General features: G+C 73.3%; 20 protein-coding genes. 9 read left to right on the forward strand and 11 right to left on the reverse strand.

Going from position 1 to position 19,992, the window contains the following annotated elements:
* Positions 1-2: 2 nt before the first annotated feature.
* From MICAU_RS03630 to MICAU_RS03650, 5 genes are all read right to left on the reverse strand, one after another.
* Positions 3-464 (reverse strand): hypothetical protein, encoded by a 462-nt coding sequence (locus MICAU_RS03630; protein WP_013283932.1) that lies wholly within the window; start codon positions 462-464, stop codon positions 3-5.
* An 85-nt stretch (positions 465-549) separates the two neighbouring features.
* Positions 550-741 carry a hypothetical protein gene (locus MICAU_RS03635; RefSeq protein WP_013283933.1) on the reverse strand — a complete coding sequence of 64 codons (192 nt, stop codon included), beginning with the start codon at positions 739-741 and terminating at the stop codon, positions 550-552.
* Between the two features lie 111 nt (positions 742-852).
* A complete protein-coding gene (locus MICAU_RS03640; protein WP_013283934.1) occupies positions 853-1,569 on the reverse strand; it encodes a DUF8817 family protein in 717 nt (238 codons plus the stop codon).
* 127 nt (positions 1,570-1,696) lie between these two features.
* Complete coding sequence (locus MICAU_RS03645; protein ID WP_013283935.1) at positions 1,697-2,758, reverse strand: hypothetical protein; 1,062 nt, start codon at positions 2,756-2,758, stop codon at positions 1,697-1,699.
* Between the two features lie 75 nt (positions 2,759-2,833).
* Positions 2,834-3,490 (reverse strand): 4'-phosphopantetheinyl transferase family protein, encoded by a 657-nt coding sequence (locus tag MICAU_RS03650; protein ID WP_041798787.1) that lies wholly within the window; start codon positions 3,488-3,490, stop codon positions 2,834-2,836.
* A 126-nt stretch (positions 3,491-3,616) separates the two neighbouring features.
* Between MICAU_RS03650 and MICAU_RS03655 the strand changes: the two genes are divergently transcribed.
* On the forward strand, positions 3,617-3,892 hold the full coding sequence (locus tag MICAU_RS03655) for a hypothetical protein (RefSeq protein WP_013283937.1): 276 nt from the start codon (positions 3,617-3,619) through the stop codon (positions 3,890-3,892).
* A gap of 52 nt (positions 3,893-3,944) precedes the next feature.
* On the opposite strand, the gene MICAU_RS03660 is transcribed toward MICAU_RS03655, so the two are convergent.
* From MICAU_RS03660 to MICAU_RS03670, 3 genes are all read right to left on the reverse strand, one after another.
* The gene (locus MICAU_RS03660) at positions 3,945-4,718 is read right to left on the reverse strand and encodes a hypothetical protein (protein ID WP_013283938.1); all 774 of its coding nucleotides are present in this window, start codon (positions 4,716-4,718) and stop codon (positions 3,945-3,947) included.
* 2 nt (positions 4,719-4,720) lie between these two features.
* Positions 4,721-6,010 (reverse strand): VWA domain-containing protein, encoded by a 1,290-nt coding sequence (locus MICAU_RS03665; protein ID WP_013283939.1) that lies wholly within the window; start codon positions 6,008-6,010, stop codon positions 4,721-4,723.
* Positions 6,011-6,317: 307 nt separating this feature from the next.
* A complete protein-coding gene (locus MICAU_RS03670; protein WP_013283940.1) occupies positions 6,318-7,988 on the reverse strand; it encodes a dolichyl-phosphate-mannose--protein mannosyltransferase in 1,671 nt (556 codons plus the stop codon).
* 92 nt (positions 7,989-8,080) lie between these two features.
* On the opposite strand from MICAU_RS03670, the gene rsmI reads away from it, so the two are divergent.
* The gene (rsmI, locus tag MICAU_RS03675) at positions 8,081-8,920 is read left to right on the forward strand and encodes a 16S rRNA (cytidine(1402)-2'-O)-methyltransferase (RefSeq protein WP_041798789.1); all 840 of its coding nucleotides are present in this window, start codon (positions 8,081-8,083) and stop codon (positions 8,918-8,920) included.
* A 60-nt stretch (positions 8,921-8,980) separates the two neighbouring features.
* On the opposite strand, the gene MICAU_RS03680 is transcribed toward rsmI, so the two are convergent.
* Complete coding sequence (locus MICAU_RS03680) at positions 8,981-9,811, reverse strand: hypothetical protein (protein ID WP_232236769.1); 831 nt, start codon at positions 9,809-9,811, stop codon at positions 8,981-8,983.
* Between the two features lie 127 nt (positions 9,812-9,938).
* Between MICAU_RS03680 and metG the strand changes: the two genes are divergently transcribed.
* Positions 9,939-11,741: a methionine--tRNA ligase gene (gene metG / locus MICAU_RS03685; protein ID WP_013283943.1), complete on the forward strand. Its 1,803-nt coding sequence runs from the start codon at positions 9,939-9,941 to the stop codon at positions 11,739-11,741.
* A gap of 58 nt (positions 11,742-11,799) precedes the next feature.
* On the opposite strand, the gene MICAU_RS03690 is transcribed toward metG, so the two are convergent.
* Positions 11,800-12,651 carry an alpha/beta fold hydrolase gene (locus tag MICAU_RS03690; RefSeq protein WP_013283944.1) on the reverse strand — a complete coding sequence of 284 codons (852 nt, stop codon included), beginning with the start codon at positions 12,649-12,651 and terminating at the stop codon, positions 11,800-11,802.
* Positions 12,652-12,712: 61 nt separating this feature from the next.
* Entirely contained in the window at positions 12,713-13,957 is a 1,245-nt protein-coding gene (locus MICAU_RS03695; protein WP_013283945.1) for a hypothetical protein, read from the reverse strand.
* 81 nt (positions 13,958-14,038) lie between these two features.
* On the opposite strand from MICAU_RS03695, the gene MICAU_RS03700 reads away from it, so the two are divergent.
* From MICAU_RS03700 to MICAU_RS03725, 6 genes are all read left to right on the forward strand, one after another.
* Positions 14,039-14,944, forward strand: a complete 906-nt coding sequence (locus MICAU_RS03700; RefSeq protein WP_013283946.1) for a TatD family hydrolase — start codon at positions 14,039-14,041, stop codon at positions 14,942-14,944.
* A gap of 102 nt (positions 14,945-15,046) precedes the next feature.
* Positions 15,047-15,916: a 16S rRNA (adenine(1518)-N(6)/adenine(1519)-N(6))-dimethyltransferase RsmA gene (gene rsmA, locus MICAU_RS03705; RefSeq protein ID WP_013283947.1), complete on the forward strand. Its 870-nt coding sequence runs from the start codon at positions 15,047-15,049 to the stop codon at positions 15,914-15,916.
* Positions 15,917-16,002: 86 nt separating this feature from the next.
* Positions 16,003-16,956, forward strand: coding sequence for a 4-(cytidine 5'-diphospho)-2-C-methyl-D-erythritol kinase (locus tag MICAU_RS03710; RefSeq protein ID WP_013283948.1), 954 nt, complete (start codon positions 16,003-16,005; stop codon positions 16,954-16,956).
* Between the two features lie 65 nt (positions 16,957-17,021).
* Positions 17,022-18,821 (forward strand): ABC-F family ATP-binding cassette domain-containing protein, encoded by a 1,800-nt coding sequence (locus MICAU_RS03715; RefSeq protein ID WP_013283949.1) that lies wholly within the window; start codon positions 17,022-17,024, stop codon positions 18,819-18,821.
* Between the two features lie 97 nt (positions 18,822-18,918).
* Complete coding sequence (locus MICAU_RS03720; protein ID WP_013283950.1) at positions 18,919-19,374, forward strand: DUF4383 domain-containing protein; 456 nt, start codon at positions 18,919-18,921, stop codon at positions 19,372-19,374.
* A gap of 115 nt (positions 19,375-19,489) precedes the next feature.
* Complete coding sequence (locus MICAU_RS03725) at positions 19,490-19,957, forward strand: DUF4383 domain-containing protein (protein WP_013283951.1); 468 nt, start codon at positions 19,490-19,492, stop codon at positions 19,955-19,957.
* Positions 19,958-19,992: the final 35 nt, after the last annotated feature.

A 19,992-nucleotide genomic window follows, 5' to 3' on the forward strand; every position in this document is an offset into this window, starting at 1 on the left:
GGTCAGGCCCGGCGCACGTCGGTGACCATCGCCGGGTAGGGCCCGGCCGGTGTGCCGGGCCCGGCCTGGTCCGCGGGGACGACGTTCTCCATCCGCAGCCGCAGCGTGACCGGGTCGGCGGTGTCGAGGACGATCCGCCACCCCCAGCCGCCGCCGTACTCGGCGGTCAGCTCGACCGCCGCCCCGCTCGCCGCGCCGGTGAGCGTCATCGGGGTCGGCTGCTGGTGCCACGAGTCGCCCCACCAGGCGACGAGCGAGCCCGGCCGGTCGCCGGCGCCGATCATCAGCAGGCCGTCCTGCGGGCCGTCGTCGGGATGTTCCCACGAGTACGACACGGTGGTCAGGTGCCCGCCGGCCGCGGTGGCGACTGTGAGCGCGGCCGGCGACTCGGCGAGCGGATCGGCGGGCATCAGCCGGAAGCCGTTGGTGCCTGCCCAGGACCCGGTGACGTCGGTGAGAACCATCGTCCCAGGATAGGAGCCACCCCCGACAGCGCACGCCCGCCGCGCGTGCGGCGCGGCCCGACCTCGGATCTCCGGCAGGACGGGGTCAGGCGGAGAAGTCGTCGTCGGCGTCGCGGGCGTCCGCCTGGATGTGCTCGCCGGGGCGCTTGCCCCGGATCTCATCCTGCTCGCGTACCCGGTCCGCTTCGGCGTGTTCGTCCTGGTTCAGGTCACCGAGCCGCGCCCGGGCCGGACCGGCCAGGTCCTCCAGGTCGTTCTTCGCGCGCTCGACGCTCATTGCCGCCTCCCCGGATCGTCGCGTGGCGGCCCTCGCCGCCTGCCGAGGCGCGTCCCCGCTGACCCGGCGGGCAAACCGCCGCCACCGGCCGGGCGCCCGCCCGCCGTGCGGTCATGCGGGCGGCAGTGCGGTGATCAGGTCCTCGGCGTGCCGCAGCGTGTCGGCCAGCGCGTCGCGCGATCCGTCGTCCAGCGGGATCGAGCGGGCCTGCCGCACCAGCTCCCGCGCGGACTCCGGCTCGTCGAGTTGCAGCGCCAGCTCCGCCCGGTAGACCAGCGCCTCCACCTGGACGGCCGGGTCGTCGGCGGCATCCGGGCGGGCAAGCGCGCCGTCGAGGATCCGCGCGGCCTGCTGGGGATTGCCGCGAGAGTCCGCCTGCACCACCGCGTTCTGCAGCGTACGGGCCAGCCCGCCCCTGTCGTCGATCTCCGCGGTATCGCTCCGGCCGACGAACCGGATCCAGTTGCCGCCGGGGTCGACGATGCTGAACCCGAAGTGGCCCTCCTGGTTGCGGCGGGGCCGGGGCCGGGTCATCCGGGGCACGCCGGAGACGAGCACCTTGCCGTACGTGGCACGCAGGCCGTCGGTGAAGGCCCGGTGGATGTCGACCAGGTCGTCCACCACCACCAGGCAGGAGCCGTACGAGTCGGCGGGATCGAACTGCGGCATCCCGAAGAAGTGCAGATGGAGATCCTCCCGCCGCAGCGTCAGGTACGGGTTCGGGCGCTCCTGCCGGTACGTGATCTCGAAGCCGAGGGCCTGGTAGAAGGGCGCCACATCGTCCAGGGAGCGGCACGGCAGCAGCGGGATCGTCGTCTCGTTAGCCATGCTCCGAGCCTGGCGACCGAGGGCCGGCTCGTGCACATGGAAATGTCCGTTCGGCTTCTGGCGCCGTCCGAACGGACACGGGGGCCGGTCCGTAGTGGACCGGCCCCCGTGCGGGGTTTCGTTCGGGTCAGGGCTTCCAGGACCCGGCGGAACGGAAGCGGTGCTTGTATTCCACGACGCCGTTCTGGTCCTTCACGTCGAAGATGAGCTGGCCGCTGCGCTTGGAACCCTCGGGCAGGTTGTTGCCCGAGGTCATCAGCTTGCCGCAACCCGAGAAGGCGCCGCCGATGCCGCTCTCCTCGGTGCCGTCCGCAGCGACCCAGGTGAAGTAGAACGGGTTGATCGAGCCGGTGCCCTTGGTGATCTCGGCGGTCACGTCGGCGATCAGGAACATGCCGTTCTTCGGGCCGGGCATGACCTCGCTGCAGGCGGCGTTCCTGGTCCGGAAGTTGCCGACCGTGATCTCGATGGTGCCCCGGTCGTCGTTGACGACCAGCTTGTCGCCGGCCGGCATGTTGAACGTCTTGTCGTCGGTGTTGCCCGGCTGCGGCGTGCCGGTGGGAGCGCCCGTCGGGGTGTCACCTGTGGGCTGGCCGTAGGTGACGCCCGGGGTGGGCAGCGAGTCGATCGCCTCCTGGGTCTTCTTCGCGCCGCTGTAGATGGCGAAGATGCCGCCACCGCAGCACAGCAGCAGCAGGATCACCGCGATGATGCCGACAGTGATCCAGACGTTCTTGTTCGACTTCTTCGCCGGCGGTCCGAAGGGCGCTCCGGGCGGCGGCGGGTACGCGCCACCACCCGGCGGCGGGTAACCACCCGGGGGCGGATAGCCACCCGGCTGCTGGTACTCGCCGCCCGGGGGCGGGTACGCCGCACCCGGCGGCTGGTACTCGGACCCCGGGGGCGGGTACGCACCGCCCGGCGGCTGGTACTCGGACCCCGGCGGCTGGTACGCGGCACCCGGCGGCTGGTACTCGCTGCCCGGCGGCGGGAACGGCGCGCCCGAGACGGGCGGCTGCGGCGCGTCCGAGGGCGGCGGGTAGGGCGAGCCCGACGTCGGAGCGGGCGGTGGCGCGTACGGGTTGCCCGGCACCGGCGGCATCGGGGCGGTGGGGAACGCCTGCGTCGGCGGTTCCTGCGGCTGCTGGTTCGGGTCCGGTGACCCGGACGGAGGCTGAGGGTGGCTCACCGTACTCCTTGGGCGCCTTCGGAATTTTCAGTCGGAACGACGGTACAAGCCGGGCACAACCCGCCCGGCAGTGCCTCATCGACGAAGCAGGACGGCCGCGGTGCGGACCAGGTCGTCGTCCACGGCGAACCGTCCGGTCACCGCTGACGGTGGATCGGGCACCGGTGCGGCGGCGAGCCGGGCCGGGGCGATGGCGGCGTGGAAGGTGCCCGCCTCCGGGTCGAGCACGACGCGCGCGTCGGCGAAGCCCAGCCACGTGCCGACGAGCGGGTGCCAGACCTTGTAGACGGTCTCCTTCGCGCTGAACAACACGGTCGGCCAGGGCGTGCCGGGCGGCAGCCGGGCCAGGTCCGCCTCCTCGTCGGGGCGGCACACCTTCCGGCGTACCCCCGGGGATAGCGGCCGGTAGCGCTCGGCGTCGATACCGACGGCGCGTACGTCGGCGGCGCGGGCGGCGGCCGCGGCGCAGTAGTCGCGGGTGTGGGTGATGGCGCCGACCACGCCGGGCGGCCAGATCGGGGCCCGGTCGGCGCCGGCCGGTACCGGCGTGGCGGGCAGGCCGAGCGCGCCGAGTGCCCGGCGGGCGCAGACCCGCCCGGCGGTGAAGTCTCGGCGCCGGCCGGGTACCGCGCGCTCACCCAGGGCGGCCAGCTCGGCCGGGAGCAGCTCACCGGCCCAGTCGGCCGCGTCGGCCACCGCCACGGCGACCTCGGCCGGGAGCAGATCACGCACGAGAGGTGGATGACGGGGACACGCGGTGAACGTACCGTAACGCTTGGGCGTGCCGCTGCGCTGAAGGAATGTTGCGGGGAGGCAACCGGTCCATCACCACCATTCCTGACTCGGAAGGAGCGGCCGATGACGCCTGGCGCGGAGGTTTCGGGAAGTACCGGCGGCGAGCACGTGCCGGTGACCCCCGACTGGACCTGCGGCTCGTGCGGTGACGACTGGCCCTGCGCCACGAAACGTCACCACCTGCTGCGCGAGTACCAGGTGGACCGGGCGTCGTTGAGCGTCTATCTCGGGTCCTGCCTCGCCGCGGCGACGCAGGATCTGCGCTCCGTGCCGGTCACCGCGCTCCAGGACCGGTTCATCGGCTGGGTGCCGCGCGGCCCGCGTATCGCCGAGGCGTGAGCGCGTCCGGTGGCCGCCGCGTCGGGTTCGCGGCGGCCACCGGCTGCGGTCCTCAGGGGCGGCGCGGCCGCCGGGTGAGCCCGAAGCCGACCACGCCGGCCACGGCGGCGAGCACGCCGCCCACTGTGGTCCAGACCCAGCGCGATCCGGCCTCGGGGAGCCACCCGGTCAGGTCGGTCTCCTCGTCGGCCACCGGCTCGGGCGTCGGCTCGGCGCTGAGCACGGTGCCGGCCCTGGTGTTCGGCACCAGCGGCGCGGCCAGTTCGCCGTCGTCGCCGGACGCGCCGCCCTCGTCGGTCGCGCCGACGAGCATCTCCACGTCGATCGGCAGGCCGAGGTCGGGTTCCGGCAGATCGGTGACGGAGAGCCGGATGTAGTAGGTGCCGGGCAGCGGGTCGCCCGACCAGGGCTCGGCCCACGGCCGTACCCGGCGCAGCGTGCAGCCCAGCGCGACGCTCGTCGCCGACGCGCCGGCGGTCGGGGTCTGCGCGCCAGCGGTGCACGCCTGCCGGCGGCGCAGCCCGTCGAAGACGTCGACGGTCCAGGTGGACGCGCCGCTGCGTGGCTTCGGGAACGTGACGGTGGCGGTGACCTCGTGCACCTGCCCGGCGTCGGCGCGGAACGACCAGTACAGGTGGTCGCCGGTCGACGCGCCCACCTGCACCGGCTGGCCGGCGGTGACTGTGGTGGCGGTGAGGAACGAGGTGCCCGCCTTGGTCACCGTGGTCGCACCCGGTGACGGGCTGGGCGCGGCCAGGGCCGCCGCCGGGGTGAGGGCGAGTCCGGCGGCGGTGATCGCCGCCGCGGAGCGGATCAGCGTACGCATGCTCAGTTCACCCTCCACGTGTGCACCCACCAGCGGGTGAGCAGTCCGGCGACCAGCCCGGTGAGCAGTCCGGCGAGCGCGAGCAGGAGCAGCAGCACCCAGCCGCGGCCCAGATCCGGCCCGTCCGGCGCGGGGGAGGCGGCCACCACGTCGACTGTCAGCTCCACCGGCATGCCGGGCCGGGCCTGGGTGCCGGGCTTGGCCGCGAACGAGTTGCTGACCACCAGGCAGACGGTCCGTACGGGCTGCTCCGCGCCGGCGCTCGGCTCCGGGCTCGGCCCGTCCTCCTCCTCGGCGGCCGACCAGCGCAGCCCGGCGGAGACCACGTCGGTACGCCCGCTGCCGGCGTCGACGCCCCGGACCAGTTCCCGCCCGTCCGGCGCGGTGGCGCGCAGCAGCACGCCGTAGTCCGGGTTGACCGGCCGGTCCAGCGCGACGCTCACCGAAGCGCGCAGTTCCTGCCCGGGACGCACCGGCACCCGGTACCAGCGGTGCTCGGAGAACGCCTCCCGGTCGCTGTAGACGCCGGGGGCGAGCAGCGGCGCGCCCTCGCACGCCGTGCCGCCGCCGACCACAGCCGGAGCGGCGGTGTACGTGTCCCGGGCGCGGTCGACGAGCTGCTTGATCCGGCCGGTCAGCTCGTCGGCGCTCTGCGCGGCGGTGTAGGTGCCCCCGGTCGCGCCGGCGATGCAGAGCAGCTGCTTGCGTACCTTCTCGTCCGGCGCCAGGCCGAGCGTGTCGACCACCAGGCGGGTGCCCTGGGCGGCCAGCTCGCGGGCCACCTCGCACGGGTCGGGCGGCGCGCAGGTGTCCTCACCGTCGGTGATCAGCACGATCCGGCGGGCGGTGCTGCCGGTTCCCAGGTCCTGCGCGGCGGAGCGCAGGGCCAGCCCGACCGGTGTGAAACCGGTCGGCCGCAGCCCGGCCACGGCGGCCTTGGCCTGGGTACGGTCCACCGGGCCGACGGGCACGATCTGCTGGGTGTCCAGGCAGCCCTGCTTCTTGTCCTTGCCCCGGTAGGTGGCGCCGAGCACCCGGATGCCGAGCTGTGTCTCGTCCGGCAGGGCGTCGACCACCTCGTTGAACGCCTGCTGGGCGACGGAGATCCGGCTGCGCCCGTCGATGTCGCGGGCCCGCATCGATCCGCTGACGTCGAGGACCAGCTCGACCTTGGGTGGTTCGGCGACGGGCTCGGTGGTCTCGTCGTCGGCCCCGGCGGGGCTCGGCCCGATCAGCGCGGCCGCCGCCAGCAGTCCGATGAGGACGGCCGTCGATCGTCTCTTGTTGATCACCGGGCGAAGTGTAGTGAGATCCACTTTGGAAGATCATCCGGGTCGGAGGTGCCCGCCGGAGGCCCGCTTCCGGCGTCCGCCGGGGCCGTCACGGTCGCGCTCGGCCACCCACCGTTAGCTGCACCATGTAAACCTTTCGGCCGGTGGTGCACTCGTCGGAAATCTGACCGGCCCGCACCCGTTGTGCCGTTGCCGGAGTGTGGTTAAGCTCTTTCTTGCGCGCCCCAATCGCCCGCTTCCCCCGTGGCAGGCGATCGGGGCGCGCTTTTTTGGTGCCCCGGCGCCGCGCAGTGCCCGGCGTCCCGCGTCAGATCCAGCGGCCGTCCAGCCACATCCGCGCCGACCAGTCCGCGTACGGCAGCACCCGGCCCACGAAGATCGGGTAGAAGTACGCGAAACAGAGCGCCACGAGCAACACGTACGCGCCCGCGATGATCCCGCCCACCAGCCGGCGGTCGTGGACCTGTTGCGGGTCCGGTGGCGCGGCCGTGTTCGACACCGGCGCGGGAGTGGCGATCGCGCCGAGCACGTAGACCACCGCGAGCACCAGGAACGGCACCGCCGGCGCGGCGTAGAAGGAGAACATCGTCCGGCCGTCGAGGGCGAACCAGAACCAGGGCAGCAGGCCGGCGGCGGCGCTGAGCAGGATCGCGCCCGCCCGCCAGTCACGCCGGGCCAGCCCGAGCCAGGCGGTCGCGGCCAGCGCCGGCAGGAACGACCACCACAGCAGCGGCGTACCCAGCAGCAGCACCTCCGAGGCGCAGCTCGGTGCGCCGCAACTGCCGTCGCCGGACCAGTGGAACGCCACCGGGCGGCCGAGCAGCAGCCACTGCCAGGGCCAGGACTGGTACTTGTGCGGGTCGTCGAGCTGGGTGTGGAAGCCGTACGCCGCCTTGTGGTACTCCCACAGGTTGATCAGCGCGCCGATGATCGGGGTGTCGCTCAGCTCCGGGTTGTTCGGGTAGCGCTCCGCCAGGCGGTAGTAGCCGTCCTGGCCGAGCAGCCAGCCCGACCAGGTCGCCACGTAGGTCACGAGCATCAGCACACCCGCGGCGAGCAGCCACGGCAGTTCGTCGAGCACGGCGTCGCGCCACGGCCGGCGTACCCCGGACGAGCGGCGGACGCCCACCTCCCAGAGCAGCACCAGCAACGCGAACGCCGGTACGAAGTAGAGCGCGCTCCACTTCACCGAGCAGGCGCAGCCGAGCAGCACACCTGCTGCCAGCCGCCACCACGGCCAGTCCCGCCAGCCCGACGACGGACGGCCGGCCCGGCCCGGCTGTGTCGGGTCGAGCCCGCCCTCCAGCGCCCGCGCCCAGCGCCGCCTCCGGGCGTCCCGGTCGAGCACCAGCGCGCCGAACGCGGCGAGTACGAACAGCAGCAGGAAGATGTCGAGGATCGCCGTGCGGGACAGCACCAGGTGGTAGCCGTCGAGCGCGAGCAGCAGGCCGGCCGCGCAGCCGAGCACCGTGGAGCGGAACATCCGCCGCCCGATACGGACCAGCAGCAGCACCGACAGCGTGCCCGCCACCGCCGCTCCGAACCGCCAGCCGAACTCCGGCGAGGTGGTGATCAGGTGGCCCGGCACCGAGACGCCGCTGTCCGCGTCCTGGTAGCCGAAGGCCCACTCGCCGATGCCGATCATCCACTTGCCCAGCGGTGGATGCACCACGTACGAGGGGCCGTTGTCCTTGTAGTTCCACTCGAAGCCGCGGTCGATCAGCCCGTACGCGTCCTTGGCGTAGTAGGTCTCGTCGAAGATCTTCCCGGGCGGGAAGCTGAGCCCCACGAAGCGCAGGATCGCCGCGACGGCCACCACCACCGCTGTCGCCAGCCACGCCTGACCTCGACCGATGCGATCATCGACGGTGGCGAGCCGGCGCCGCACGGCGGCGGGAAGCCCGCGCCCGGCGCCGTCGCCCCGGTCGGTGGTGGAAGGGTCCGGGTTCGCGCTCTGTGCTGTCGACGCACTCGTCACCCGGCGATCGTAGGCTGCGAGGGTGCCCGGTGGCGTCTCTCGTCTCCGAAATTGGTACGACCGTCGATGAGGGAGCGCACGCCGTGGGGGAAATGTCCGAGGTAGGGCGGCTCGTGTTGCTCGGCGCGCCGCTCGGCAACCCGGCCGACGCGTCCGCCCGGTTCCGCGAGGTGCTGGCCGCCGCCGACGTGGTCGCCGCCGAGGACACCCGGCGGCTCAGCCGGCTGGCCCGCGACCTGGACGTGACTGTGCCCGGCCGGATCGTCTCGTACTTCGAGGGCAACGAGGAGCGGCGTACCCCCGAGCTGGCCGAGGTGCTCGCCGCCGGCTACACGGTCGCGCTGGTCACCGACGGCGGCATGCCGAGCGTCTCCGACCCCGGCTACCGGCTGGTCCGGGCCGCGCTGGACGCCGGTGTGCCGGTCACCGCCGCGCCCGGGCCGAGCGCGGTCACCACCGCGCTGGCACTGTCCGGGCTGCCCTGCGACAGGTTCTGCTTTGAGGGCTTCCTGCCGCGTACCCCCGGCGCCCGCCGCTCCCGGCTGCGCGCGCTCGCCGCCGAGGACCGCACGCTGGTGTTCTTCGAGGCGCCGCACCGTATCACCGGTGCGCTCGCCGACCTGGCCGAGGCGTTCGGCAGGGACCGGCCCGCCGCGCTCTGCCGCGAGTTGACCAAGACCTACGAGGAGGTCGTCCGCCGGCCGCTCGGCGAACTGGCCGAGTGGGCCGCCGAGGGCGATCCGCGGGGCGAGATCACGCTCGTCGTTGCGGGCGCACCGGCCACGCCCGCGGTCCGGCCGGACGACGAGACGCTGCGCGCGGCGGTGGCCGAGCGCGAGGCGGCCGGGCTGTCCCGCCGGGACGCGATCACCGAGGTCGCCACCGCGTACGGGCTGCGGCGGCGCGAGGTGTACGCCGTCGTGCACAGCTGAAAGGAAGGGCCCCTTCTTAACGCCTGCGGTAGAGGAAGGGCCCCCTCTTAACGCCTCACCTCACCAGGCGGCGGCCAGGAAGCCGACGGTGATCAACGCCGGCCCGGCCAGCGCCAGGCCGACCGCCCAGTGCCGCTGCCGTTCGTCCGCGAGCCGGGTCGCCCCGGTCCACCTGGCGATCCCGGCGGCGCAGCCGGCCACCAGGGCCAGCCCCAGCAGCCAGCGCAGGTGCCGTCCCACCCCGGTGTCCGCGTAGGCGGTGGACCCGTCCGGCCCGGTCATCCGCGCCCGCAGCGAGCTGCCGGTGTCGGTGCGCCCGGCCGGTACGCCGCTGACCCGTACCCCGTGGGCCTGGAACCGGTCGCCGTCGGCGGAGAAGATGCCCCGGCAGCGCTGGGTGAGCCCGCCGCCCGCGCACTCGGTGATCATCACGGTGCCGCCGGTCGAGTGCCCCACCGCCAGCCAGAACGGCCCGGCGCTCACCCAGGCGAAGAACGCGGCGAGCAGGCTCAGCGTCAGCAGCACGGCCAGCCCGGCGGGCGGGCTCGGCGGCGCGGCCGGGCGGGCGCGTTCCCGTCGCGCCGAGGGGCGGCCCGGACGTGGGCGCGGCTCGTCGCGCAGCGGCGTGCCGTCCCAGTGCACCTCCTCGATCGGTGCCCAGCCGCCGGACGGGGCGGCCTCGCGCTGCCAGCGCGGCTGGCGTACCGGCACCCGGCTCGGCACCGCGTCCACCGGCGCTCCGGTGGTCGGCTCCACCTCCACCGGCGGGTCCGCCGGGTCGAGCCGTGGCTGGGGAGCGACAGGCCCGCCGGGCGGCGTGGGCCGCGCCGCCCGCCGCGTGGCGGCCGCCGACGGCTCGGGCGCCGCTGGTCTGCTGGTCACGATGTTCATTTCACACCGGTACGTCTGGCTTGTCGGGCAGCTCACGCCGCGTGTCGGCGACAAATCGGACGTACGGTCGGAGCGCGCACCCCATTGGTTCGCGGCACGCCCACGGCAATCACTAGGCTTGCTGCTCATGAGTCACGTTCTCGCCGCGGTCGCCTGGCCCTACGCCAACGGCCCGCGCCACATCGGCCACGTATCCGGATTCGGCGTTCCCTCCGACGTCTTCTCCCGGTACATGCGGATGGCCGGTCACGACGTGCTCATGGTCTCCGGCACCGACGAACACGGCACCCCGATCCAGGTGCAGGCCGACGCCGAGGGGGTCACCCCGCGCGAGCTGGCCGACCGCTACAACCGGGTGATCGCCGAGGACCTGCGGGCGCTGGGCCTGTCGTACGACCTGTTCACCCGCACCACCACGCGCAACCACTACGCGGTGGTGCAGGAGCTGTTCACCGGGCTGCACCGCAACGGCTACATCGTCCCGAAGGTCACCACCGGGGCGATCTCCCCGTCCACCGGCCGGACGCTGCCCGACCGCTACATCGAGGGCACCTGCCCGATCTGCGGCTACGACAGCGCGCGCGGCGACCAGTGCGACAACTGCGGCAACCAGCTCGACCCGATCGACCTGATCGACCCCAAGTCGAAGATCAACGGGGAGACCCCGGAGTTCGTCGAGACCGAGCACTTCTTCCTCGACCTGCCCGCCCTGGCCGACGCGCTGCGGCAGTGGCTGGACACCCGCGACGGCTGGCGCCCGAACGTACTGCGGTTCTCCCGCAACCTGCTCGACGACCTCCAGCCCCGGGCCATCACCCGCGACCTGGAGTGGGGCGTGCCGATCCCGCTCGACGACTGGCGCGACCGCCCGGACAAGCGGATCTACGTCTGGTTCGACGCGGTCATCGGCTACCTGTCCGCGTCCATCGAGTGGGCCCGGCGCACCGGCGACCCGGAGGCCTGGCGCAAGTGGTGGTCGGCGGACGGAGAGGGGAAGGACGCCCGCTCCTACTACTTCATGGGCAAGGACAACATCGTCTTCCACTCGGTGATCTGGCCGGCGCTGCTCGGCGGCTACTCCGGTGAGGGCGCCCGCGACGGCGAACCGGGCGAGCTGGGCCGGCTCAACCTACCCACCGAGGTCGTCTCCAGCGAGTACCTGACCATGGAGGGACGGAAGTTCTCCTCCTCCCGCAAGGTGGTCATCTACGTCCGGGACTTCCTGGAGCGCTACGACGCCGACGCGCTGCGGTACTTCATCGCGGTGGCCGGCCCGGAGAGCAACGACACCGACTTCACCTGGGCCGAGTTCCTGCGCCGCAACAACGACGAGCTGGTCGCCGGCTGGGGCAACCTGGTCAACCGGTCCGTGTCCATGGCGGCGAAGAACTTCGGCGCGATCCCGCCGGTCGACCCGGCCGGGCTCACCGAGGCCGACCAGGCGCTGCTGGCCACCGCGAAGGCCGGCTTCGGCGTGGTCGGCGACCTGATCGCCCGGCACCGGCAGAAGCAGGCCATCGGCGAGGCCATGAAGGTCGTCGCCGAGGCCAACAAGTACCTCTCCGAGCAGGCGCCCTGGAAGCTCAAGGGCGAGGACGAGAAGCCCCGCATGGGCACCGTCCTGCACGTCGCGCTCCAGGTGGTCAGCGACGCCAACACGCTGCTCACCCCGTTCCTGCCGCACTCCGCCCAGAAGATCCACGAGCTGCTCGGCGGCACCGGCGTGCACGCGCCGATGCCCGTCATCGAGGAGGTCGACGACCTCGACGGCGGGCCGTCGTACCCGGTGCTGACCGGTGACTACACGGTCGGGGCGCGCTGGGAGTCCGTACCCCTGGAAGTGGGCCGGCCGCTCGCGGCGCCGAAGCCGGTGTTCCGCAAGCTCGACCCGTCCATCGTCGAGGAGGAGCTGGCCCGCCTGGCCGGCTGAACACGCGCGCGAACCGCGGCCCGGGGATCTCTCCCCGGGCCGCGGTCGTGTGCGCCGGTCAGGCGTGGGCCATGCTCGGCTTGCCGATGAACTCCATCACCGCCTTGTTGACCTCGCCCGCGTGGGTCCACGGGAGGCCGTGCGGAGCGTCCGGCAGCGTGACCAGCCGGGCGTCGGGCAGCATGCTCACCAGCCGCTGACCCGTGGCCGGGTACGGCAGCACCGCGTCCTTGTCGCCCTGGATGATCAGCACCGGCACGTCGATGTTCGGCAGGTCGGGCCGGAAGTCGCTCAGCCAGGCGTCCACCGAGTCGTGGGTGCCCTTCGCCGACGCCTGCGTGCCGATCTGCCAGTGGGCGTGGTACGCCTCGTTGCTGACCGCCCGGTCCCGCTTCCCGCCGGAGTCGAAGAACGCGTCGCAGAACGCGGTCAGGTAGGCGAACCGGTCCGCCAGGATCGCCTGCTGGAAGCCCTCGAACACGCTCTTCTCCACGCCCTGCGGGTCGTCGGCCGTCTTCAGCAGGTACGGCGCCAACGGCGAGATCAGCACCGCCCGGTCCACCCGGTCCGACCCGTACGCGCCCAGATAGCGGGTCACCTCACCGGTGCCCATGGAGTGCCCGACCAGGATCGCGTTCCGCAGGTCCAGTTCGGTCATCAGCACGTCGAGGTCGGCGGAGAACGTGTCGTAGTCGTAGCCCATGGCCGGCTGCGCGGAGTTGCCGAATCCACGCCTGTCGTACGTGATCACCCGGTATCCGGCGTCCAGCAGCGGACCGCTCACCTTCTCCCAGGTCGCCCCGTTGAACGGGAAACCGTGGATCAGCACGATCGGCTGACCGGAACCGTGATCCTCGTAGTACAGGTCGATGGGTGCGGAGTTCTCCGTACCGACGGTGACGAAAGGCATGTCGGGATTCCCCCTCGCGCGGGTTTCTCGGACACCCCACGCCTTCCCGACCTGCCCTCGTCTATTCGTGCCGGGCCGGATAGGGCAGGTCCACCACCCGGTCGTCGGCCAGCTCGGCGCCGGGCGCCCAGACCTCGTACACGCCGCGTTCCAGACACTGCGCGCCGGTCGCGGCCACCGCGTCCGGATCCGGGCGGCGCAGCCGCAACCGCAGCCAGCCGCCCTCCTCCCGCAGCACCAGGCACGGCACCCCGCGCCAGGCCGCCGTGCGCACCCGCCGGGCCGGCGCGTCCACCGGGTACCGGGCCGCCCGGGTCATCGCCAGCACCCGGAACCCGCCCGGCTGGTCGGCCACCGCCTCGTACTCCGAACCCGCGTACGCGCCGACGAGCCGGGTGGAGCGCGGCGCCTCGCCGGTCGGCACGTACTCCTGGTCGGCGGAGAGACCCGGCACCGCGGCGAGCAGGTGCCGCCACTGCGGGCCGGCCAGGCGCAGCCAGCCCCGCTGCTCCGCCTGGTAGGTGTAGAGGACCACCTCCACCCCGTCGGCCGGGTAGGCGAGCAGGGTGGCGTTCGCCGGCATCGGCAGGTCGGCGAACTCCCGGGTGACGAACTCCGGTACGAGCTGCGCGCTGCTCGGCACGAACCCGGTACCCAGCACCGGCGGTCCGAGCCGGTCCCGGGGCGGCAACGCCATGAGCCCCCGGTGCGCCGGGCCCACGGGCACGTCGTAGTCGGCCGGGTCGGCGGCCCGCCAGCGCACCGCGTACGCCACGTCGCCGCCCTCGGAGTCGCCCCGCAGCACCGCCATCCCGGCCGGTGTCCGCAGGTGCGCAACGTCGTGCTCCCGGTAGCAGAAGCCGTGCGGCAGCACGCCCCGCACGTACCCGGCGAGCTGCCGGGCGGAGAGCACCTTCACCATCCGGGTACCCGGCCGGATCACCGCCGACGCCCGCACCGCGGCGAGCGTCGGATCACCCGCCGCGCCCGGCTGCTGGCTGAGCCGGTGTACGTACTCCCAGCCCCGGTCGCGGTGCACCGGCATCAGCAGCGGCGCGTCCGTCTCGTCGGCCGGACCGTCGGCGCCGTGCACCGCGTCCACCTCGGTCGCGTGCACGAACCGGCGCCACGGATAGCCGCCCCCGGGCCGGGGACACCACTCGAACCCGGGCGCCTCGTCGGCGCTGAACAACTCGTACGCCGCGCCCCGGGCGATCTCCTCCGCCGGATGCACCCGGCCGCCGTACGTCACGCGCAACCCGGCCCGGTCGGAGGCGGGCCCGCCGGCCTGGTCGGTGACGGTCACTCCAGGACGCTAAGCCCGCCAGATGTGAGGCACGTGAACAGCCGGTGGCGGTCCGGGAACGCCGCCCCGGGCGGGTGTGTGATGCTGGCCGCGATGACCGAGCAGACCGAGACCCGCAAGCAGCGCGCCGCCCGCCGGGCCGGGGAGTTCCCGCCCGCCCCCGAGCCGCTGCCCGTACCCGTGCCGGACAGCCACACCCACCTCGACATCACCGTCGGCGAGTTCGGCACGCCTCCCGGCAGCACCACCGGCGACGACCCGGTGGCCGCCGCGATCGACGTCGCCGCCCGGGCCGGCGTGGACCGGCTCGTCCAGGTCGGGGTGGACGTCGACTCGTCCCGGTGGAGCGCCGACGTCGCCGACCGGTACGCCCCGGTGCTCGCCACCGTCGCGCTGCACCCGAACGAGGCGCCCCGGCTGGCCGACCTGGACGAGGCGCTGCGCGAGATCGAGACGCTCGCCGGCCGGGACCGGGTCCGGGGCGTCGGCGAGACCGGGATGGACTTCTTCCGTACCGGCGAGGAGGGGCGGGCCGCGCAGGAGGAGAGCTTCCGGGCGCACATCGCCATCGCCAAGCGGCACGGCAAGGCGCTCGTCATCCACGACCGGGACGCGCACGCCGACGTGCTGCGCATCGTCGACGACGAGGGCGCCCCGGAAACCGTGGTCATGCACTGCTTCTCCGGCGACGCCGACTTCGCCCGCGAGTGCGTCCGGCGCGGCTTCCTGCTCAGCTTCGCCGGCACCGTCACGTTCGGCAGCGCCGCCGCGCTGCGCGAGGCCGCAGCCGTCACCCCGCCGGAGCAGATGCTCGTGGAGACCGACGCGCCCTACCTGACCCCGATGCCGTACCGGGGACGGCCCAACGCGTCGTACCTGATCCCGCTCACGGTCCGTTTCCTCGCCGAGACCACCGGCACCGACGTGGACGCCCTCTGCGCCGCCCTCTCCACGAACGGTGAGCGAGCGTTCGGCCCGTGGCGGTGAGCGCGTTCGGTCCGTGGCGTTAAGAAGGGGCCCCTCCATATCGCGAGGCGTTAAGAAGGGGCCCTTCCTTCCCCGAGGGCGGGGGCGCTTACGCTACGGGGCGTGACCGGACTCCTCGGCCCGGCGGAGATCCGGGAACTCGCCGCGCGCCTCGGCGTCACGCCGACCAAGAAACTCGGCCAGAACTTCGTGCACGACCCCAACACCGTGCGCCGGATCGTCACCACCGCCGGGCTGACCCCCGACGACGTGGCGCTGGAGGTCGGCCCCGGGCTCGGCTCGCTCACGCTCGCCCTGCTCCCGGTCGCCGCGCACGTGCACGCTGTGGAACTCGACCCGGCGCTCGCCGCCGCGCTGCCGGAGACCGCCGCCCGCTTCGCCGGGACGGCCGCCGAGCGGCTCACCGTCCATCCGGCCGACGCGCTGCGGGTCACCGCCGACGACCTGGCCGGCCCGGCGCCCACAGCGCTGGTGGCGAACCTGCCCTACAACGTCGCCGTGCCGGTCGTGCTGCACCTGCTCGCCGAGCTGCCCACACTGCGCCACGGCCTGGTGATGGTGCAGAAGGAGGTCGCCGACCGGCTCGTCGCCGGTCCCGGCTCCAAGGTGTACGGCATCCCGTCGGTCAAACTCGCCTGGTACGCCCGCTCCCGCGCAGCCGGCAAGGTCCCGCCGAACGTGTTCTGGCCGGTGCCGAACGTCGACTCCGGCCTGGTCGCGTTCACCCGGCGCGAGCCGCCCCGGCCGGACGTACCCCGGAAGGCCGTCTTCGCCGTCGTCGACGCCGCGTTCGCCCAGCGCCGCAAGACGCTGCGCGCCGCCCTGGCCGGCTGGGCCGGCGGCGCGGACCGGGCCGCCGCCGCTCTCACCGCCGCCGGCGTGGACCCGTCCGCGCGGGGCGAATCGCTCACCGTCGAGCAGTTCGCCGCCATCGCCGCGTCGGCCCCGGACGCCCCCGGCGGCGAGCAGTAGGCTGGCGCCGTTGCCCGACCCCTCGCCGAGGAGCTGACAGTGCCGAAGCCGTTCGACATCCGCCCACGTCCGGTGGAGTCCACCCGGTGACCGAGGCATGGCGACCGGGGGACGAGGACGGGCAGCGGCGCGGGGCCAGCGGCCCGGTCAAGGTGCGGGTGCCCGCCAAGGTCAACCTGCATCTCGGGGTCGGACCGCTGCGGCGTGACGGCTACCACGAGCTGAACACCGTCTACCACGCGATCTCGATCTACGACGAGCTGACCGCCCGTCGCGGCGACACGCTCACCCTCACCATGGAGGGCGAGGGCGCCGGCGAGCTGGCGCTGGACGACACCAACCTGGCGCTGCGCGCCGCGCACGCGCTGGCCGGTTACGCGGGCGTCGCCCCGCACGCCCGGCTGCACCTGCGCAAGCAGATCCCGCTCGCCGGCGGGCTGGCCGGTGGCAGCGCCGACGCCGCCGCCGCGCTCGTCGCCTGCGACACGCTCTGGGGCACCGGGCTGTCCCGCGACGAGCTCGCCGGCATCGCCGCCGACCTCGGCTCGGACGTCCCGTTCCTCATCCACGGCGGCACCGCGCTCGGCACCGGCCGCGGCGAGGCGGTCAGCCCGGTGCTGGCCCGCCCCACCTCCTGGCACTGGGTGGTGGCGATCGCCGACGCCGGCCTGTCCACCCCGGCCGCGTACCGGGAACTGGACCGGCTGCGTGACGCCGGAGCCGCCGGCACGCCGCTGGGCAGCACCGACGCGCTGCTCGCCGCGCTGCGCCAGCGCGACCCGCGGGTGCTCGCCGCCACGCTCGGCAACGACCTCCAGGACGCCGCGCTGACCATGCGCCCCTCGCTGGCCGAGACGCTCAAGGCCGGCGAGGCCGCGGGGGCGCTCGCCGGCATCGTCTCCGGCTCCGGACCCACCTGCGTCTTCCTCGCCACCGGCGAGGCCGACGCCGTCCGGATCGCCGCCGAGATCACCGCCGCCGGGGTGTGCCGGGAGGCCCGCGTCGCGCACGGTCCGGTCGCCGGCGCCCGCGTGGTCTGACGCCCCGTACCCTTGACTCAGGCGTCCCGGGCCCCCGGGACGCCTGAGTCGTGAAGGGTGGGTCAGTGGCCAACATCGTCAACCTGGACCGGGTGTCCAAGGGGTACGGCGCCGCGGGGCCGCTGCTCACCGACGTCTCGCTCGGCCTCGACGACGCCGACCGGGTCGGTGTGGTCGGCCTCAACGGCGCCGGCAAGTCGACGCTGCTGCGCCTGCTCACCCGCACCGAGGAACCCGACGACGGCCGCGTCACCCACCGCCGCGACCTGCGGGTGGCCTGGCTGCCGCAGCGCCTGGACCTCGCCCCCGAACTGACCGTGCGGGACGTGGTGCTCGGCACCGCCTGGCTCGGCGAGAGCATGGGCGCCGAGCACGAGTGGGCCGGCGACGCGGGTGTCCGCGCCATCCTCGACGGCCTCGGCATGCCCCACCTCGGCCTGGACACGCCGGTCGGCCCGATGTCCGGCGGGGAACGCCGCCGCGTCGCGCTCGCCGCGCTGCTGGTCCGCGACGCCGACCTGCTCGTCCTCGACGAGCCCACCAACCACCTCGACGTCGGCGGCGTCGACTGGCTGGCCCGGCACCTCGTCACCCGCAAGGGCGCGCTCGTCGTGGTCACCCACGACCGCTGGTTCCTCGACGCCGTCTGCACCACCACCTGGGAGGTCGCCGACCAGACCGTCCGGGCGTACGAGGGCGGCTTCGCCGCATGGACGCTGGCCCGCGTCGAGCGGCAACGCGTCGCCGCCGCCACCGAGGCCCGCCGCCAGAATCTGCTCCGCAAGGAGATCGCCTGGCTGCGCCGGGGCGCCCCCGCACGCACCTCGAAGCCCAAGTTCCGCATCGACGCGGCGAACGCACTCATCGCCGACGTGCCGGAACCCCGCGACACCATGTCGCTGCAACGGCTCGCCACCGCCCGGCTCGGCAAGCAGGTGTACGACCTCGAACACGTCCGGCTGCACGCCGGCCCGAAGGAGATCCTGCACGACACCACCTGGCAGGTCGGGCCCGGCGACCGGGTCGCGATCCTCGGCCGCAACGGCGCCGGCAAGACCACCCTGCTGCGGATGCTCGCCGGGGTGACCGGCCCCGACGGCGGGCGCTTCGCCGCCGGGCAGACCGTCCGGCCCGCGTTCCTGTCCCAGGAACTCGCCGAACTCCCCGGCCACCTGCGCGTGCTGGAAGCCGTCGAGGAGGTGGCCCGGCGTGTGCAGTTCGGCGACCGGGAGATCAGCGCCGCCCAGCTCGCCGAGATCTTCGGCTTCGACGACAAGCGGCTCTGGACCCCGGTGAGCGACCTGTCCGGCGGCGAGCGCCGCCGCCTGCAGATGCTGCGGCTGCTCGCCGGGGAGCCGAACGTGCTCCTGCTCGACGAGCCCACGAACGACCTGGACACCGACACGCTCGCCGCGCTGGAGGACCTGCTCGACTCGTGGCCCGGCACGATCGTGGTGGCCAGCCACGACCGCTACCTGATCGAGCGGGTCACCGACGTCGCGTACGGCATGTTCGGCGACGGCCGGCTGGTGCACCTGCCCGGCGGCGTCGACGAGTACCTCGCGCGCGCCGCCGCGGCCGGCGGCCCGGCACCCGCCGACCTCACCCCGGCCACGGCGGCGTCGGCGCGCGAGGGCATGTCAGCGGCCGAGGTACGCGTCGCGAAGAAGGAACTCAACCGGCTGGAACGGCAGATCGCCAAGCTCGAACAGAAGGAGGCGGGCCTGCACGAGCAGCTCGCCGCGAACGCCACCGACTATGCCCGGGTCGCCGAGCTGGACGCCCAGCTCAAGGAGGTACGGGCCGAGCGGGACCGCACCGAGGAGACCTGGCTGTCCCTCGCCGAGGAGCTCCCGGGCGGCTGACCTGCCGCCGGGGTGGGGGGTGTGCGGCGTCACTGACCGGCGTACGGGACAATCACCGGTGGAACCCTCGTCCGAACGGTCTTTTGGAGACGCAGAGATGGCCCACACCCCCGTCAACCACCCCGCGCGGCCGATCTACCGGGCGATCGGCGGGCTCGTTGGTCTGTACTTCGTCGTCTTCGGCGGCCTCGGCATCATCGCCAGCGCCGGCAACGACTTCCTCGCCCAGGACGACACCAAGGTCCTCGGCCAGGGCACCAACATGGCGTTCTCGCTGCTGTCGGTGCTGGTCGGCGTCGTGATCCTGGTCGGCACCGCGATCGGCCGCAACCTCGACGTGGCGATCAACCAGTGGCTGGCCTACACGCTGATGGTGATCGGCCTGGCCGCGCTGGCGTTCCTGCAGACCGACGCCAACATCTTCAACTTCTCGATCATGACCGACGTCGTGGTCCTGACCCTGGCGCTGGTGCTCCTGATGGTCGGCATGTACGGCAAGGTCGGCTCCGACGACGAGCACGAGGCCTGGCAGAAGGCCCGCCTGGTGCTCTGATCCCGTCTCTCACCGAAGGCCCGGCGCGCTGCGCCGGGCCTTCGGTGTTTTCCGGACGCGACCGGACGACGCAGGTGACAATTGCCCCGAATCAGTCACACGGCTGGAGGGCATCATGGCGCACTTCCCGGTGAACCACCCCGCGCGGCCGCTCTACCGGGTGCTGTCCGGGCTCATCGGCCTCTACATCCTGGTCTTCGGCGTCTTCGGCGTCTTCCAGACCTGGGGCGAAGGACTGTTCGGCCGGGACAGCGACTGGGCGCTCGGCCTGCGTACCAACCTGGCCTTCTCGCTGGTCTCCGTGGTCTTCGGCGCGGTCCTGCTGATCGGGGCGTCCCGCCGCGACAACCTCGGCCACTACATGAACCTCACCGCCGGCGTGGTCTTCCTGGTCACCGGCATCCTGATGATGTCGGTGCTCCAGACCCCGGCGAACTTCCTGAACTTCTCGATGTCGACAGTCATCGTGTCGCTGCTGTTCGGGCTGGTCCTGCTCGCCACCGGCCTCTACGACAAGGTCGGCACCGCCGAGCACGCCGAGGAGGAGCGGCAGCGCCGCTACCACCCCATCGGTGAGCGCTGAAGCGGCTGTTGCGCTGACGCGGCTGTTGCGCTGAC

This window comes from Micromonospora aurantiaca ATCC 27029, assembly GCF_000145235.1.
Classification (GTDB): Bacteria; Actinomycetota; Actinomycetes; order Mycobacteriales; family Micromonosporaceae; genus Micromonospora; species Micromonospora aurantiaca.

Excerpts from the sequence above, each read along its gene's own strand:
- MICAU_RS03630 (WP_013283932.1), bottom strand. The coding sequence starts at position 464 with ATGGTTCTCACCGACGTCACCGGGTCCTGGGCAGGCACCAACGGCTTC.
- MICAU_RS03635 (WP_013283933.1), bottom strand. The coding sequence starts at position 741 with ATGAGCGTCGAGCGCGCGAAGAACGACCTGGAGGACCTGGCCGGTCCG.
- MICAU_RS03640 (WP_013283934.1), bottom strand. The coding sequence starts at position 1,569 with ATGGCTAACGAGACGACGATCCCGCTGCTGCCGTGCCGCTCCCTGGAC.
- MICAU_RS03655 (WP_013283937.1), top strand. The coding sequence starts at position 3,617 with ATGACGCCTGGCGCGGAGGTTTCGGGAAGTACCGGCGGCGAGCACGTG.
- MICAU_RS03660 (WP_013283938.1), bottom strand. The coding sequence starts at position 4,718 with ATGCGTACGCTGATCCGCTCCGCGGCGGCGATCACCGCCGCCGGACTC.
- rsmI (WP_041798789.1), top strand. The coding sequence starts at position 8,081 with ATGTCCGAGGTAGGGCGGCTCGTGTTGCTCGGCGCGCCGCTCGGCAAC.
- MICAU_RS03680 (WP_232236769.1), bottom strand. The coding sequence starts at position 9,811 with ATGAACATCGTGACCAGCAGACCAGCGGCGCCCGAGCCGTCGGCGGCC.
- metG (WP_013283943.1), top strand. The coding sequence starts at position 9,939 with ATGAGTCACGTTCTCGCCGCGGTCGCCTGGCCCTACGCCAACGGCCCG.
- MICAU_RS03690 (WP_013283944.1), bottom strand. The coding sequence starts at position 12,651 with ATGCCTTTCGTCACCGTCGGTACGGAGAACTCCGCACCCATCGACCTG.
- MICAU_RS03700 (WP_013283946.1), top strand. The coding sequence starts at position 14,039 with ATGCTGGCCGCGATGACCGAGCAGACCGAGACCCGCAAGCAGCGCGCC.
- MICAU_RS03720 (WP_013283950.1), top strand. The coding sequence starts at position 18,919 with ATGGCCCACACCCCCGTCAACCACCCCGCGCGGCCGATCTACCGGGCG.
- MICAU_RS03725 (WP_013283951.1), top strand. The coding sequence starts at position 19,490 with ATGGCGCACTTCCCGGTGAACCACCCCGCGCGGCCGCTCTACCGGGTG.